Raw genomic sequence first — 14,613 nt, forward strand, 5'->3', positions numbered from 1 at the left:
GAAGGCCTCGGCTTCCACGTCGCTCTCACCGACGCCGAAGCCCAGGCCGCCTGAGTCACCTCCCAGCGCACCTCTCGGTCATTTTCGAGTGATCGTCGTGGGTGGGCGTGCTGAGGGGGTGGGCGTCAGTGATGGGCGTCCAGCGGGACCCGGCGGTCGGCGTGCCGGCCCAGGTGGTCGGCGTCGCCCATCGCGGGTTCGACGGGGGCGGCGTGCTTGCCGTGGTGCACATCGTCGTGGTGCGCATCGTCGTGGTGCAGGGACTCGCGCTGCCTGGACGAGCGCTGCTCGTCGTCGTCCTCGGAGTGTGACGTGCGGGGAGCGTTCGAGGTGCGCAGCGCCGTCTCCTTGAAGAACAGTACGAACAGCAGTGAGAGCAGGGCGAACGGTGCCGCCACGAGGAAGATGTCGGCGATGCCGGCCCCGAACGCGGTCTGCACCACGGTGCGCACCGGCTGCGGGATCTCCGAGAGCACTGGCACGCCGCCGCTGCCGGCCACGGAACCGGCTGCCGCCGGGTCGACGCCCGCCGCCTTGAGGTCGGCCACGAGGTAGCCGGCCACGCGGTGACTGAGGAACGCGCCGAGCGCCGAGACGCCGATCGCGCCGCCGAGGGTGCGGGTGAAGGCCACGAAGGAGCTGGCCGTGCCCATGTCCTTGGGGTCGGTGACGTTCTGCACCGCGAGGACGAGGTTCTGCATCATCATGCCGACGCCGAGTCCGACCAGGGCCATGAAGATCGCCACGATCCAGTAGGGCGTGTTCCAGGCGACCGTCCCCATGAGGGCGACACCCGAGGTGAGCAGAACTCCACCGGTGACGATCCACCGCTTCCACCGACCGGTGCGCGTGACCAGCTGGCCGACCACCGTGGAGGACAGGAACAGGCCGAGGATCATCGGCATCGTGCTGAGGCCGGCCTGCGTGGGGGAGTCGCCGCGGGCCAGCTGGAAGTACTGCGACAGGAAGATCGTGGCCCCGAACATCGCGACGCCCACGAAGAGGCTGGCGATCGAGGCGAGCACCGTGGTGGGGGAGCGGAACAGGTGCAGCGGGATGATCGGCTCCCGCGAGCGTCGCTCGACGAAGACCATCGCGACCAGCAGCAGCACCCCGCCGCCCACGAGGACGGCGGTCTGCCACGACACCCAGGCGAAGTTCTTGCCCGCCAGCGACACCCAGATGAGCAGCGCGGAGACCCCGGCGGCCAGGAGCGTGGCGCCCCAGTAGTCGATGTGCACCGTCCGCTTGGCGACGGCCGGCAGGTTGAGCGTCTTCTGGATGACGATGAACGCGGCGACAGCGAACGGCACGCCCACGTAGAACGTGTAGTGCCACGAGAGGTGCTGGGTGAGCACGCCGCCGATGAGCGGGCCGCCGACGGTGGCCAGGGCAAACGTGGCGCCGAGGTAGCCGGAGTACCTGCCCCGCTCGCGCGGGGAGATCATCGTGGCGAGCATGATCTGCGCCAGGGCGGTGAGGCCGCCGGCGCCCAGGCCCTGGCCGACGCGGCAGGCGATGAGCATCGGCACGTTGACCGACAGCCCGGCGACGATCGACGAGACCGCGAAGATCACCAGTGAGGCCTGGACCAGCACCTTCTTGGACAAGATGTCGGCGAGCTTGCCCCAGATCGGGGTGGAGATCGTGGTGGCGAGCAGCGAGGCCGTGACCACCCAGGTGTAGCCGGACTCGTCGCCGCCGAGCGCCGGGAGGATGGTCGGCAGGGCGTTGGAGACGACGGTCGAGCTGAGGATGGCGACGAACATGCCCAGCAGCAGGCCCGAGAGCGCCTCGAGGATCTGCCGGTGGGTCATCGGGGCCTGCCCGCCCTGGCTGGGCGATGACGTCGTGGGCGGGGCGGTGACGGCCGCGGTCGGCCGGTGTGCGGTGGTGGTCATGCGGTCCTCGCGGCTGGTGCGGGAGTGGCGGTCTGGGGGGTCATGAGGTCGTCCGTGAGGCGCTCCACCAGGGCGATGAGCTCGGCCAGCTCGGAGTCGTCCCAGTCGGCAAGCCGCTCGTTGAGCTGGTCGACCATGCGGCGGCGCTCGGCGCGCAGCACCGCGACGCCGGCCGGGGAGGCGGTCAGGCGGTGGGAGCGACCGTCGGCGGCGTCGGGGGTCGCCTCGACGAGCCCCTCGGCGCGAAGGTGGCTGATCTGGCGACTCACGGTCGACAGGTCGAGTCCGAGTGCCTCGGCGACCTCCGACACGCGGCACGGGCCGAGGGTCGCGACGGCGCTCAGCGCGTACACCGGTGCGGTGCGTGTGTGTCCGAGCACGGAGCGCTTGGTCCGCACGAGCCGGGGAAGGGTGTCCAGCAGGGCGGAGCACGCGGGGGTGGTGGCCACGGGACCTCCTCAAGAAGTTTGCTTAAGCAACCATAGGAGTAATGCTTGCGGCAGGCAACTTCATTCCCGGGGGCTTGGATGCCTTCGCTCAGGTCAAGTCCAGGGTTGACAGATCCGCATCTGCGGATTCATCACTCTCTTGAGGTCGCAGATGCGGCTAAACTCCCGGAGTGCAGTACTCCATCCGCGAGGCCGCCGCGCTGCTCGGCGTCAGCGATGACACCGTCCGCCGCTGGACCGACTCCGGATCCCTCACCGCCCAGCGCGGCCCCTCAGGCCGCACCGTCATCGACGGCGCCGAGCTCGCCGCCTTCGCCCGCGACCACGCCGGCCCCACCCCTGCCGACCCCTCCGGCGTCGGCAGGTCGGCGCGCAACCGCTTCGTCGGGCTGGTCACCTCCGTCGTCGCCGACGGCGTCATGGCCCAGGTCGAGCTGCAGTGCGGCCCGCACCGCGTCACTTCGCTCATGAGCTCCGAAGCCGCCCGCGAGCTGCAGCTGGAGCCCGGCCGTACCGCCGTCGCCGTCGTCAAGGCCACCACCGTCATCGTCGAGACCCCCGGCGGCACGTCGTGAGGCGCCTGCGGCTCGTCGCCCTCGCCGTCGCGGGCACCGCGGCGCTCCTGCTCAGCGGCTGCGCCTCCAGTACACCGACGGGCACGGCCTCGAGCACGACGACGACGCCCGCCGGCTCGCCGTCGTCGTCCTCCTTGGTGTCCACGGGGACGCTCACGGTGTTCGCCGCCGCCTCGCTGAAGAGCACGTTCACGACCCTGGGTGAGCAGTTCGAGAAGGCGCATGCTGGTGTGGACGTGACGTTCAGCTTCGCCGGGTCGTCCGACCTCGCCACGCAGATCCAGAACGGTGCCCCGGCCGACGTCTTCGCCTCCGCCGACCAGGCCAACATGACCAAGGTGGTCGACGCGGGGCTCACCGCGGCTGCGCCGGTGCCCTTCGCCACCAACGTGCTGACCATCGTCACGCCGCCGGGCAACCCGAAGGGCGTCGCGACGTTCGCGGACCTGGCCGAGTCCGGCACCGCGCTGGTGGTCTGCGCGCCGCAGGTGCCGTGCGGTGCAGCCACCGAGCGCGTCGAGAAGGCCACGGGGGTGACGCTGACGCCCGTCAGCGAGGAGAGTTCCGTCACCGACGTGCTCACCAAGGTCGAGTCTGGCGAGGCCGACGCTGGCCTCGTCTACGTCACCGACGCCCGCGGCGCCGCGGGGAAGGTCACCGAGGTGACCTTCCCCGAGAGCAGCGGCGCGGTGAACACCTACCCGATCGCCCCGCTGTCCGGAGCGGCGCAGCCTGAGCTCGCCAAGGACTTTGCCGCGTACGTGGCAGGCCCCGACGGGCGGGCGGTGCTGCAGGCGGCCGGGTTCGGGGCACCCTGAGCCGGCAAGTGCTTCGGTCCGGTCAACAGCGCTCCGCTCAGCAGCGGGCGGGCCTGCCGGGCTGGGCCTTCGCGCCGGCGGCGCTCGGCGCGGCGTTCGTGGTGCTGCCGCTGGTCGCCGTCGTCGTCAAGGTCGACTGGGCCGCCTTCCCCGCCCTGGTCACCTCCGACGCCTCGCTCGCGGCGCTGCGGCTGTCGCTGGTGACGGCCAGCTGCAGCACCGCGGTCTGCCTGCTGCTGGGCGTGCCGCTCGCACTGGTCCTGGCGCGCTGCTCGTTTCCAGGGCTGCGGCTGCTGCGATCGCTGGTGCTCGTGCCGCTGGTGCTGCCGCCCGTGGTCGGGGGCATCGCGCTGCTCTACACGTTCGGTCGGCAGGGGCTGCTCGGGTCAAGCCTGGAGGTGCTCGGGCTGCGGATCGCGTTCTCCACCGCGGCGGTGGTCATCGCGCAGGCCTTCGTGGCGATGCCGTTCCTCGTGCTGTCGCTGGAGGGCGCCCTGCGGGGGAGAGGCACCCGGTACGAGCAGGTCGCGGCGACGCTCGGCGCCTCACCGTCCATCGTGCTGCGGCGCGTGACGCTGCCGCTCGTGCTGCCGGGGCTGGCCTCGGGCACGGTGCTGGCGTTCGCGCGGTCACTGGGGGAGTTCGGCGCCACGTTGACGTTCGCCGGGAGTCTGCAGGGCGTCACCCGGACCCTGCCGCTGGAGGTGTACCTGCAGCGCGAGAGCGACGCGCGGGGCGCCGTCGCCCTCTCCCTCGTGCTCGTGGTGGTGGCCGTCGTGGTCATCGTCGTGACCCGGGGCCGCCGGACGGAGGGGGTGTGAGCGCCCGGGCCGCTCAGTCCAGCGTCGCCGCTCACGACAGGGGGCTGCTGGTCGCGGCCGAGGTCCAGGTGCGCGGGGTCAGCGCCCAGGTGCACGTCGCACCCGGAGAAGTGGTGGCGCTGCTGGGCGCCAACGGTGCCGGCAAGTCGACCCTGCTCGGGGTCGCCGCGGGGATGCTGCGCCCGGATCGCGGGCGGGTCGAGCTGGACGGTGAGGTGCTGCTCGCCGTGGGGTCCTCGGGTGGCTCGGGCGCTGTGCCGGGCGGCCCGATGAACCGACCCGTGGATCTGCCGCCGCACCGGCGCGGGGTCGCGCTCCTCGCCCAGGAGCCGCTCCTGTTCCCGCACCTGTCCGTGCTCGACAACGTCGCCTTCGGCCCGCGGGCCGCGGGGGCGAGCCGCCGGGCTGCTCGGGACGCCGCCGCCCGGTGGCTCGAGCGGGTCGACCTGACCCACCTCGCCGACCGGCGCCCCGGCCAGCTGAGCGGTGGGCAGGCGCAGCGGGTGGCGGTGGCCCGGGCGCTGGCTGCCCAGCCGCGGGCGTTGCTGCTCGACGAGCCGATGGCCGCGCTCGACGTCACCGCCGCTCCGGAGGTGCGTCAGCTGCTGCGGCGGGTGCTCTCGGAAGCCCAGGACGGCGCAGGGCCTGGCCAGCCTCCTCAGCCTCCGGTGCTTCTCGTGACGCACGACCCGCTGGACGCCCTCGCCCTCGCCGACCGCGCGGTGGTGCTCGATGCCGGCCACGTGGTCGAAGAAGGACCTGTCCGCGAGGTGCTCAGCCAGCCCCGCAGCGCCTTCGCCGCACGCCTCGCGGAGCTCAACCTCCTGGCGGGCACGGCGGCGGCGGATGGCCTGCGCGCCGAATCCGGTCCGACGGTGGCGGGGGTGCTCGACCCGGGCTGTTCAGCGGGGGACGCTGCGGTGGCGGTGTTCCCACCGGCAGCGGTCGCGATTCACCGTGAGCATCCCGCGACGGGCGTCTCGAGCCCGCGCAACACGATCCCCGTGCTGGTGAGCGCCGTCGAGCCGCGCGGAGCCCTGGTCCGGGTGCGGGGCAGCGTCGAGGCCGACCCGGCCAGCATCAGTCCGGGCAACTCCGGCCCGGGCGACTCCGGCCCGGTCGACTCCGGCCCGGTCGGCCACCCTGCGGCGGCGCCCGTGCTGGCCGCCGACATCACCGCGGCATCCGCGGCTGACCTCGACCTCGTGCCGGGCTCGCGCGTCTGGTTTGCCGTGAAGGCCGCCGAGGTGGCCGTCCACGCCGCTCGCCGCTGACTGTGCAGGCTCGAACCTGGTCACAGCGGCGTGCAGAACTCCGCGAAATGGCCTCTGGAGCGCCCGTCAGCGCACTTCTGCACGCCGCTGTGACCACTCCTGACCGCTATCGGGGTGCACGGCAGGTCAGGGGAGCGGCTCACCGGCCCACGCGTCGTCGAGGGGGCGGTAGCCGAGCACCCGGTGCGTGGTCGAGAGGTCGGCCTTGCGGTACCGCCCCGCCGAGATGCCGTTGACCACCACGAACCCTGCGCCGTGGCCCACCGGCGTGCCGTCGACCTCCCGCAGGTCCGCCTCCACCGCGGCACGCAGCAGTTCCGCGGCGTCGCGCACGGACAGCCAGGCCGCTTTATCCCGGGGTGTCGTGCCTGGCCACGGCGGCGGCTGCTCGTTGAAGTACCCGATCCGCAGCGCCACCACCGACGTGCTGCTCGTCGCAGCCACCCACGAGCCGACCAGCTCCGCCCAGCCCTTGGTTGCTCCGTAGAGGTTCGTCGGACGGGGCGGGTCTTCGCTGCGGACCTGATGCACCGCCGGTGGGGCCGACACCGCCTGCAGGCTGCTGCACACCACCAACCGCCTCACCCCGGCAGCGACGGCGGCCGCTGCCACGGCGTGGGTACCGATCACGTTGGCGGGCAACAGTTGCTCCCACGTCGCGGCGGGGTCCGGCACCCCTGCGAGGTGCACGACGGCGTCGGCGCCCTCGAACGCTGACCGGCAGGCTGCCTCGTCCGTGACGTCGAGCGCCTCCACGTCCAGGCCACTGCCGGGAGGCGCGCCGGGGCGCAGGTCCGTGAGCTGCACACCCCAAGCCGACGGCAGCAGGGGAGCGGTCGCCCTCCCGATCCGGCCGGCGGCACCGGTGACGACGACGCGGCGGCTGGCGCCGAGGGGAGCATCGCTCGGGGAAGGCACTCCCCGACGCTACCCACGGGCCGCAGACTGTGACCCGTGGTCAGTGCCTCCGCCCAGCCCGACCTGCCGTCGACGCGAAGCGCCGGTCGCCGCCCGAAGGGCCGTCGCTTTCACCCGGCGTGGGTGGTGGCTGCTGTCGCCTTCATCGCGCTCGTCGGTGCGGCAGGGTTTCGCGCAGCACCCGGCGTGCTCATGGTGCCGCTGCACGAGGAGCTCGGCTGGTCGACGTCCCTCATGTCGCTGGCGGTCAGCCTTAACCTCGTCCTCTTCGGGCTGACCGCGCCGTTCGCTGCCGCGCTCATGGAGCGCTTCGGCATGCGGCGGGTCGTCGCGTCCGCCCTGCTGCTCATTGCCACCGGCGCAGCGCTGTCCTCGCGCGCCCAGGCTGCCTGGCAGCTGCTGCCCACCTGGGGGTTGCTCATCGGACTGGGCACCGGGTCGATGGCGCTGGTGTTCGCCGCCACTGTGGCCGACCGCTGGTTCGTGCGGCGCCGCGGCCTCGTCATCGGCGTGCTCACCGCCGGCAGCGCCACGGGCCAGCTGTCGCTGTTGCCCGTGGTCGCGTGGGCGTCCGACGCGCTGGGATGGCGCACGGCGACGCTCGTGGTGGCCGCTGCCGCGCTCGCCGTCGTCCCCCTTGTCCTGCTGTTCCTGCGTGACAGGCCGCTCGACCTCGGCGTCCTCCCGTATGGCGCCGCTGAACCAGCGCCCGGGGAGACCGCCCTGGCGCAGGCGTCACCGCCGGTGGGTCGCGGGGGAGCGGCAGGCCGGGCTGTCGCCGCGCTGCGCACGGCGAGCCGGCGCCCGGCGTTCTGGGGGCTCGCCGGGGCGTTCGCGATCTGCGGCGCCACCACCAACGGCCTCGTGGGGGTGCACTTCGTGCCCTCAGCGCACGATCACGGCATGGCGACGACGACGGCCGCCGGGCTCCTCGCCGTCGTCGGCGTCTTCGACATCGTCGGAACCATCGCCTCGGGGTTTCTCACCGACAGGTTCGACCCGCGGCTGCTGCTCCTGGGGTACTACGCCTTCCGCGGGGTCGGGCTGGTGGTGCTGCCGTGGCTGCTCGGCCCGTCTGTGCACCCGAGCATGCTGCTGTTCGTCGTCGTGTACGGACTCGACTGGGTGGCCACCGTGCCGCCCACCGCCGTGCTCTGCCGGGAGCTGTTCGGCTCCGCCGGCACCGTGGTGTTCGGGTGGGTGTTCGCGGCCCACCAGCTGGGCGCGGCGCTCGCGGCCGGTGTGGCGGGGGTGCTGCGGGAGCAGACGGGGACGTACACCGCGGCGTGGGTCGGCGGGGCGGCGCTGTGTGCGGTCGCGGCGGTGCTGTCGGTGTCGCTGCGTCGGGCCCCTCGCCCCGCCGCGGCTGCGCTCTCGTCGTCCTGATCCTCCGCCTGCTCGCCCCTTCCCTTCGCACTTTCCGCGGCAAGTGCGCTTCCCCAGCGAGGGGTGGCGCACTTGCCGCGGAAAGTGCGTGAGAGGAGGGGGGCGCGTCAGCAGCAGCGGGCACCGGGCGCGGCGGCCTTCGCGTCGGTGCGCGCCCGTTCGAACTCGCCCCGGCTCACCGGGGTGTGCCCGTGCTCGCGGCAGTGCTCGAGGTAGGCCTCCCAGCGGGCGGTGCCGCCGATCTCGCGCAGGTACCAGCGCACCCCCGCGACGGCCTTCGCGAGAGGGCTGCTGACGAGCTGCGCCTTCACCGGTGGCCCCCTCCGTGGCCGCCACCGGCCACGCGGCCGCCCGCGGTGACGTGCTGGCGCACCGCCTCCTTCTCCTCGGCGGTGGCGACCATGCCGGCGGGCTCCACCAGCTGCGACCGCTCGAACGGCACCTCGGTGGTGGGCAGCGAGCCGGCGCGCAGCGCCCGCACGATGACGAGCGCGGCGTTGGCCGCCACGATGATCACCAGCAGGGCGAACAGCGACTGCAGTACCCCGTTGGTGGTCGAGTTGGTGACCACCTGCTGCATCTGCGCGGCGTCCTTGGCGGGCGCCAGCACTTGACCACTGGCGAGCGCGTCGCGGTAGCGCGACGCCTGCGCGAAGTAGCCGATGGCCGGGTTGGAGGAGAACACCTTCTGCCAGCTGGCCGCCATGGTCACGATGAGGTCCCACGCCAGCGGGATGCCGGTGACCCAGGCGTACTTCACCTTGCCGTGCTTGATGAGCAGCGTCGTGCACAGCGTCAGCGCGATGGCGGCGAGCAGCTGGTTGGCGATGCCGAACAGCGGGAACAGCTGGTTGATGCCACCGAGCGGGTCGGTGACGCCGGTGTACAGGAAGTAGCCCCAAGCTCCGACGACGACGGCGCTGGCGATGTACGTGCCCGTGCGCCACGTGAGGTCACCGAACTTCGGCCAGACGTTGCCGACGGTGTCCTGCAGCATGAAGCGGCCCACGCGGGTGCCGGCGTCGACGGCGGTGAGGATGAACAGCGCCTCGAACATGATCGCGAAGTGGTACCAGAACGCCTGCATGTTCCCGCCGAACGCCTCGTGGAAGATCTGCGAGATCCCCATCGCCAGCGTCGGCGCACCACCGGTGCGGCTGATGATGCTCGGCTCCTGGATGGCCGCCGCGGCTGCGGCCAGGGCGTCGGGCGTCGCGGGGAACCCCAGCCCGCTCACGTACGCGGCAGCTGTCTCCGGCGTGCCGCCGGTGGCGCCGGCTGGGGCGTTCATGGCGTAGTAGAGGCCCTGGTCGATGACCGACGCGGCGATGAGCGCGCTGATGGCCACGAAGCTCTCCATGAGCATGCCGCCGTAGCCGATGAACCGGACCTGGCGCTCCTTGGCCACCATCTTGGGCGTGGTGCCCGAGGAGATGAGGGCGTGGAAGCCCGACAGCGCCCCGCACGCGATGGTGATGAAGACGAACGGGAACAGCGACCCGGCGAACACCGGCCCGTTGCCCTCGCGGGCGAAGCTGGTGATGGCGTCGTTGGCGAGCACCGGACGGGCCAGCAGCAGCGCTGCCGCCAGCAGCACGATGACGCCGACCTTCATGAAGGTCGAGAGGTAGTCGCGCGGGGTGAGCAGCAGCCACACCGGCAGCACCGACGCCACGAAGCCGTAGACGACCAGCCCGATGACCAGCGTCTCCTTGCTCAGCGTCAGCGACTCCGCCAGACCGAGCTGCTCGACGTAGCCGCCGCCGATGATGGCGGCCAGCAGCAGCACCACGCCGATGGCGGTGGTCTCGAGTACCCGGCCGGGCCGCAGGAAGCGCAGGTACACGCCCATGAAGAGGGCGATCGGGATGGTCAGCGCGATGGAGAAGACGCCCCACGGAGACTCCGCCAGGGCGTTGACCACGATGAGCGCCAGCACCGCCAGGATGATGATCATGATGGCGAAGACCGCGATGAGCGCGGCGATCCCGCCGACGACACCGATCTCCTCGCGCACCATCTGCCCGAGGCTCTTGCCGTTGCGCCGCATGGAGAAGAACAGGACGACGAGGTCCTGCACCGCCCCCGCGAAGATCACGCCGACGACGATCCAGATGGTCCCGGGCAGGTACCCCATCTGTGCCGCGAGTACCGGGCCGACGAGCGGGCCGGCACCAGCGATGGCCGCGAAGTGGTGCCCGAACAGCACGCGGCGGTCGGTGACCTCGTAGTCGGAGCCGTTCTCGAGCCGCTCCGCCGGCGTGGCGCGGCGGTCGTCAGCGCGCAGCACCCGGTAGGTGATGAAGCGGGCGTAGAAGCGGTACGCGATGGCATACGAGCACAGCGCCGCGAAGAGGATCCACAGTGCGCTGACCGACTCTCCGCGCGAGATCGCCAGCACGGTCCAGCACGCGGCGCCGACCAGGGAGACCCCGGTCCATAGCGCCACCTGTCCGGCTCTCGAGCGAGGTGGTGCTGTCTGGGGCTGGTCGACCTCGTCCGGCTCGGACGTCGTCGTCGCGGTCGCCATGGTCGGCTCCTCGTTCTCGGCTGTGAGATCGCTGAGGAGGCTACGTCGGTCTCGCGGGGGACGCCTTCCCGGGGTGGGTCAGCGGTAGGCCAGCAGGCTGATCGCCACGTAGTGCGCCGGCCATGCGAGCAGCGTGAGCGTGTGGAACACCTCGTGGAAGCCGAAGGTGCGCGGCCACGGGTTGGGCCGCTTGAGCCCGTAGACGACACCGCCGACCGTGTACAGGGCACCACCGACGAGCACGAGCGTGAACACCGCGACACCGCCGTGCGCCAGCAGTACGGGCAGCGCGGGCAGCAGGGCCCACCCGAGGACCAGGGAGATGCTCGTGTGCAGCGCCCGGGGGCACCGCGGCCACAGCCAGCGGAACGCCACCGCCAGCAGGGCCGCCGTCCACACCGTCGCAAGGACACCGACGCGCCATCCTCCCGTCAGGCCCAGCAGCGCGACCGGCGTCATTGACCCGGCGATGACCAGCGGGATGTTCCCGTGGTCGGCGCGCATCAGCCACAGCCGCGCCCGGTCCGACCAGCGGAAGCGGTGGTACACGGCGCTCGTGGCGAACAGCACCGTGCTCGTGCCCGCGAAGATCGCTACCGAGGCCGTGGTGGCTGCGGCGCCGTGCTGTCGACTGGCCAGGCAGACCAGCACGATCCCGGCCGCCAGCACCAGCGGGACGGCTCCGGCGTGCAACCACCCTCGCATCAGCGGCTTGACCACTGTCGGGGCGGGCACGGCGGGAGCTGGCAGCCCGGGGCGGGTGGGAAGGGGGTGGGATGCGCTCACGGGGTCACCTCCGCGGTGGGCCGGCCCGCGCGGTTGGCGGGAGGCGAGGTGTTCATGCTCGGTGGTATCAGGCGGCCCTGGCAAGGACCTGGGCCCGATGTCTGCCGGTCTCCGCTGAGTCTCGCTGGGGCGCTGTCGGGCGCCCGCCTCGTCGTCGTCACCCGAGGAGCAGCCACACCGCGCCGGCGTGCAGCGGCCACGCGGCCACGGTGAGCGCGTGAAAGACCTCGTGATGGCCGAACCAGCGCGGGGAGGGCTCGGGCCAGCGCGTGGCGTACACGAGGCCGCCCGCAGTGCAGAGCAGACCGCAGACGACGACGAGCGCCGCCGCCACGGGATGCCCCTGGGCCGCGACCGCCGGGAGCGCGGGCGCCACCGCCCAGCCGAGAGCCACCGTGCCTGCCGTGTGCAGCGGTCGGGGGCAGCTCGGCCAGACCCATCGCGACGCAGCCACGAGGAGCGCAGCCGTCCACATGGCGCCGAGGAGCAGCCTGCCGTCGTCGTCAGGAATGCCCGCCAGGAGGAGCGGAGTTGCCCCCGCCGCGACCGTCAGCGGGATGTTGCCGTGGTCGATTCGCTGCATGCGCAGCAGCGCCTGCGGCGACCAGGTCCGCCGGTGGTAGAGCGCGCTGGTGGTGAAGAGCGCCGCACTCACCGCCACGAAGACCGCGACCGCCCACACCTGCATCGGTGTCGAGGCGCGGGGCAGCAGGACGGCACTGCTGAGGACGGCGACCGGCGCGAAGGCCGCATGAAGCCAGCCCCGGAGTACGGGCCTGTCGGTGAACGGAGCGGTGCCAGCGGTGGTGTTGCGGGCGGGGATGCGCCGCAAGAGCTGGCGCGGGATCGCTCGGCCAGCAAGGCGGGGCGTACTCACTGGTCCGGCAACGTCGTGCGCGGGCAGGGCGGGGCTCGTCGAGCTCACGAACCGCCTGTCTACCGGCGTGGGTGTTCCGCAGGACGACGGCGAGGTGGCCGGCCGGTGGCCGCTGCGCGAGAAGTGGGTGGTGGCCTTTCCGGACGTCAGTGAGCGCCGGGCAGCAGGCCGTCGAGGAGGGCCTCACGGATCGCCGGGCGGGAGCCGAACACGAGCAGGAACAGCGCCTCCCGCACGGTGCGCTCCGCCAACGAGCCGGAGATGACGGCGCTGCTGCCTGTGGTCAGCGAGAGTGTGGCCGCTGCGCGCCAGGCCAGATCGACCGCGGCAGCTCGCGCGGCGGGCAGTTCCGCCGGCCCTGCGGCGTCCAGCTGCTGCCGCACCGCGTCCAGCTCGGCGGCGAGCGCTGTCGCGCGCTCGACGTGCTGAGCCGTCCCCCCACCGTCGCCCAGGGCCCGTACGCACCGGAGCACGAGGCCTAGGGCCAGCGATCCGTTGGGACGCAGGCCAGCGGCGTCGCCGGCGAGCAGCGCAGCGTGCTGGGCCCGCGCCACGAGCTGCCCAGCTCCGACGTGGACGCCGTCCAGATGCAGCTGGACCGTGCGACTGGCGCGCACGGCAGCCAGCGGCAGCGCCTCGGCGCGCAGCCGGGGAATGTCGCCGTCGCCGTCGCGCACCGTGCGCAGGTCGAGCAGGAGGAAGAGCACTTCCTCGCCGTCGCGCGCGGTGAGCAGCAGGGCGTCGAGCAGGCCCCATCCCGTGACCCAGGGGACGGCGCCGTCGAGCACCCAGCCGTCGCCGTCGTCGTCCTGAGTCAGCCGGCGTGCCACCACGGCGGCGGGACCGGGCCGTAGGGCCGCCTGCAGGGCGATGCCCGCGTGGGTGCGACCGGCGCGCAGGTCGTCGAGCTGAGTGGCCCACCGACCATCGGCGGCGCTGCCCGCCTCGAGCCAGCGCGCCACCCCCACCTGCTGGATCCACACGAACGCGGTGGCCAGGTCACCGGCGGCCAGCTCTTCGACGACGGCGAGGGCGTCGTCGCCGTCCACGGCGCGCAGGCCGGCCTGCGCGAGGGCCTCCAGGTGGGAACGGGGTACCGCGCCTGCGGCCTCCACGGCGGCGGCGTGAGGCGCGAGGAGCTCCTCGGCCAGGCGTCGTGCCGTTGCGACTGCCGGAGTGGGTGCCGTCGTGGTCTGCGGGGACACCGCAGCCTCCTCGCGAGTCGTGGAGTGTCTGGAAGACGACGGCGGATGCCGTCGCGCGGTGAATGGGTCCGCGGAGCATCGTCACCCGCCCGCGCGCCCCGGCGCCCGTTGACGCGTCGATCACTCTGCGTTGATCGCCGGGCGCGACGCTGTCGGCCGCTGGAAGGCGGTTGCTGTGGCTCCCCTCGCCGGGGGCTACGGCGTACCTACCCCTGGAGCCCCGGATGAGTCAGTGGCAGTGGGCCGCCGCCGGTGAGCCCCACCGAACGCACGAAGTCCGCCAGTGTGATTACTCCGAACGGGTGGACCTCAGATTGCTCGACACGCCGCCCCATGCAGCCACTTCGAACGCCCATCGGACTGTCGGTGGTGACCCCTACCGTCTCTTCCATGACCTGGACCGGCACCGAAGCGCCCCACGGTGGCGCCGACGACGCCGGCCTGCCCACCAGCGCCCCCACCGCTTCCCCACCCTGGGAAGGGTGGGAGCCCCTGGCCCCCGGCGCCCTGGGCGCCCCCACTGCTCCTGCGAGGCAGGCAGGCGCGGACCCCACCTCACAGTCCGGCCTGTTCGCTGACATCCCCCCACTACCCCTGACCGGGCCCCTGGCCGATGCCCTGCACACCACCCGTACCGCTCTGGACGAGGCGGCCACCGCCGCCTGCTACCTGTCCACCACCGGCGCCCACCAGCGCGTCGAAGCCCTCCAGCGGATCGCTGAGGCCCGCGACCTCACCGACGCCGTCCTGCTACGCCTACTGGCCACCTTCACACCCGAAGACCTACGCACCGTCGGAGCCACCAACCTCGTCGACCTCGTGCTGACCCACACCGGCTCCAGCCCCCAACGCGCCAACACCGAAGTCAAACTCGCCGCCGCTCTGACCGCCCCACCCCAGCACCCCACCCCCACCGCCGGTGAGGGCGACTCTGGTGACCAGGACGGCGACGGCGACGCGACCGCCGACTCCGATGCTGACGCTGATCCCGACACGGCCGCCGACAGCGCCGAGGACGCTGCCGAACCCGCAGCTGGACTCCCGACCGGACTCCCCGCTGGTCCGGCGGCGGG

13 protein-coding genes and 1 pseudogene are annotated in these 14,613 nt (G+C 72.6%); 6 read left to right on the top strand and 8 right to left on the bottom strand.

From position 1 onward, the window contains the following. Positions 1-125 precede the first annotated feature (125 nt). Together BXY45_RS21930 and BXY45_RS21935 are read right to left on the bottom strand one after the other, a co-directional pair. Positions 126-1,817 carry an MDR family MFS transporter gene (locus tag BXY45_RS21930; protein ID WP_109776675.1) on the bottom strand — a complete coding sequence of 564 codons (1,692 nt, stop codon included), beginning with the start codon at positions 1,815-1,817 and terminating at the stop codon, positions 126-128. A gap of 80 nt (positions 1,818-1,897) precedes the next feature. Then, positions 1,898-2,350, bottom strand: coding sequence for a MarR family winged helix-turn-helix transcriptional regulator (locus BXY45_RS21935; RefSeq protein ID WP_109776666.1), 453 nt, complete (start codon positions 2,348-2,350; stop codon positions 1,898-1,900). 170 nt (positions 2,351-2,520) lie between these two features. Between BXY45_RS21935 and BXY45_RS21940 the strand changes: the two genes are divergently transcribed. Genes BXY45_RS21940 through BXY45_RS21955 form a run of 4 tightly spaced genes read left to right on the top strand, consistent with a single transcriptional unit; the run spans position 2,521 to position 5,838 of the window. Next, positions 2,521-2,925, top strand: coding sequence for a TOBE domain-containing protein (locus BXY45_RS21940; protein ID WP_109776667.1), 405 nt, complete (start codon positions 2,521-2,523; stop codon positions 2,923-2,925). Then, positions 2,922-3,743, top strand: a complete 822-nt coding sequence (gene modA / locus BXY45_RS21945; protein ID WP_109776668.1) for a molybdate ABC transporter substrate-binding protein — start codon at positions 2,922-2,924, stop codon at positions 3,741-3,743. The genes BXY45_RS21940 and modA overlap by 4 nt, the downstream gene beginning before the upstream one ends. An 8-nt stretch (positions 3,744-3,751) precedes the next feature. After that, complete coding sequence (locus tag BXY45_RS21950) at positions 3,752-4,564, top strand: ABC transporter permease (RefSeq protein WP_109776669.1); 813 nt, start codon at positions 3,752-3,754, stop codon at positions 4,562-4,564. After that, positions 4,561-5,838, top strand: coding sequence for a sulfate/molybdate ABC transporter ATP-binding protein (locus tag BXY45_RS21955; protein ID WP_218566958.1), 1,278 nt, complete (start codon positions 4,561-4,563; stop codon positions 5,836-5,838). The genes BXY45_RS21950 and BXY45_RS21955 overlap by 4 nt, the downstream gene beginning before the upstream one ends. Positions 5,839-5,964: 126 nt before the next feature. Here the strand turns inward: BXY45_RS21955 and BXY45_RS21960 are convergent, their stop codons facing one another. Next, positions 5,965-6,756, bottom strand: coding sequence for an NAD-dependent epimerase/dehydratase family protein (locus BXY45_RS21960; RefSeq protein WP_109776670.1), 792 nt, complete (start codon positions 6,754-6,756; stop codon positions 5,965-5,967). Between the two features lie 36 nt (positions 6,757-6,792). Between BXY45_RS21960 and BXY45_RS21965 the strand changes: the two genes are divergently transcribed. After that, complete coding sequence (locus tag BXY45_RS21965; protein ID WP_170131683.1) at positions 6,793-8,142, top strand: MFS transporter; 1,350 nt, start codon at positions 6,793-6,795, stop codon at positions 8,140-8,142. Between the two features lie 107 nt (positions 8,143-8,249). Here the strand turns inward: BXY45_RS21965 and BXY45_RS21970 are convergent, their stop codons facing one another. The 5 genes from BXY45_RS21970 to BXY45_RS21990 form a co-directional block, all read right to left on the bottom strand. Continuing rightward, positions 8,250-8,453: a YbdD/YjiX family protein gene (locus tag BXY45_RS21970; protein ID WP_109776671.1), complete on the bottom strand. Its 204-nt coding sequence runs from the start codon at positions 8,451-8,453 to the stop codon at positions 8,250-8,252. Next, positions 8,450-10,672: a carbon starvation CstA family protein gene (locus BXY45_RS21975; RefSeq protein ID WP_109776672.1), complete on the bottom strand. Its 2,223-nt coding sequence runs from the start codon at positions 10,670-10,672 to the stop codon at positions 8,450-8,452. The genes BXY45_RS21970 and BXY45_RS21975 overlap by 4 nt, the downstream gene beginning before the upstream one ends. Positions 10,673-10,750: 78 nt before the next feature. Beyond that, complete coding sequence (trhA, locus tag BXY45_RS21980; protein WP_211319843.1) at positions 10,751-11,458, bottom strand: PAQR family membrane homeostasis protein TrhA; 708 nt, start codon at positions 11,456-11,458, stop codon at positions 10,751-10,753. A gap of 157 nt (positions 11,459-11,615) precedes the next feature. After that, positions 11,616-12,383, bottom strand: a complete 768-nt coding sequence (gene trhA, locus BXY45_RS21985) for a PAQR family membrane homeostasis protein TrhA (RefSeq protein WP_170131684.1) — start codon at positions 12,381-12,383, stop codon at positions 11,616-11,618. Between the two features lie 98 nt (positions 12,384-12,481). Further along, on the bottom strand, positions 12,482-13,540 hold the full coding sequence (locus tag BXY45_RS21990) for an acyl-CoA dehydrogenase (RefSeq protein WP_109776674.1): 1,059 nt from the start codon (positions 13,538-13,540) through the stop codon (positions 12,482-12,484). Positions 13,541-13,930: 390 nt separating this feature from the next. Here BXY45_RS21990 and BXY45_RS21995 point away from each other — a divergent pair. Continuing rightward, a pseudogene (locus BXY45_RS21995) lies at positions 13,931-14,613 on the top strand (hypothetical protein); the annotation flags it as partial.

This window comes from Quadrisphaera granulorum, assembly GCF_003149145.1.
Classification (GTDB): domain Bacteria; phylum Actinomycetota; class Actinomycetes; order Actinomycetales; family Quadrisphaeraceae; genus Quadrisphaera; species Quadrisphaera granulorum.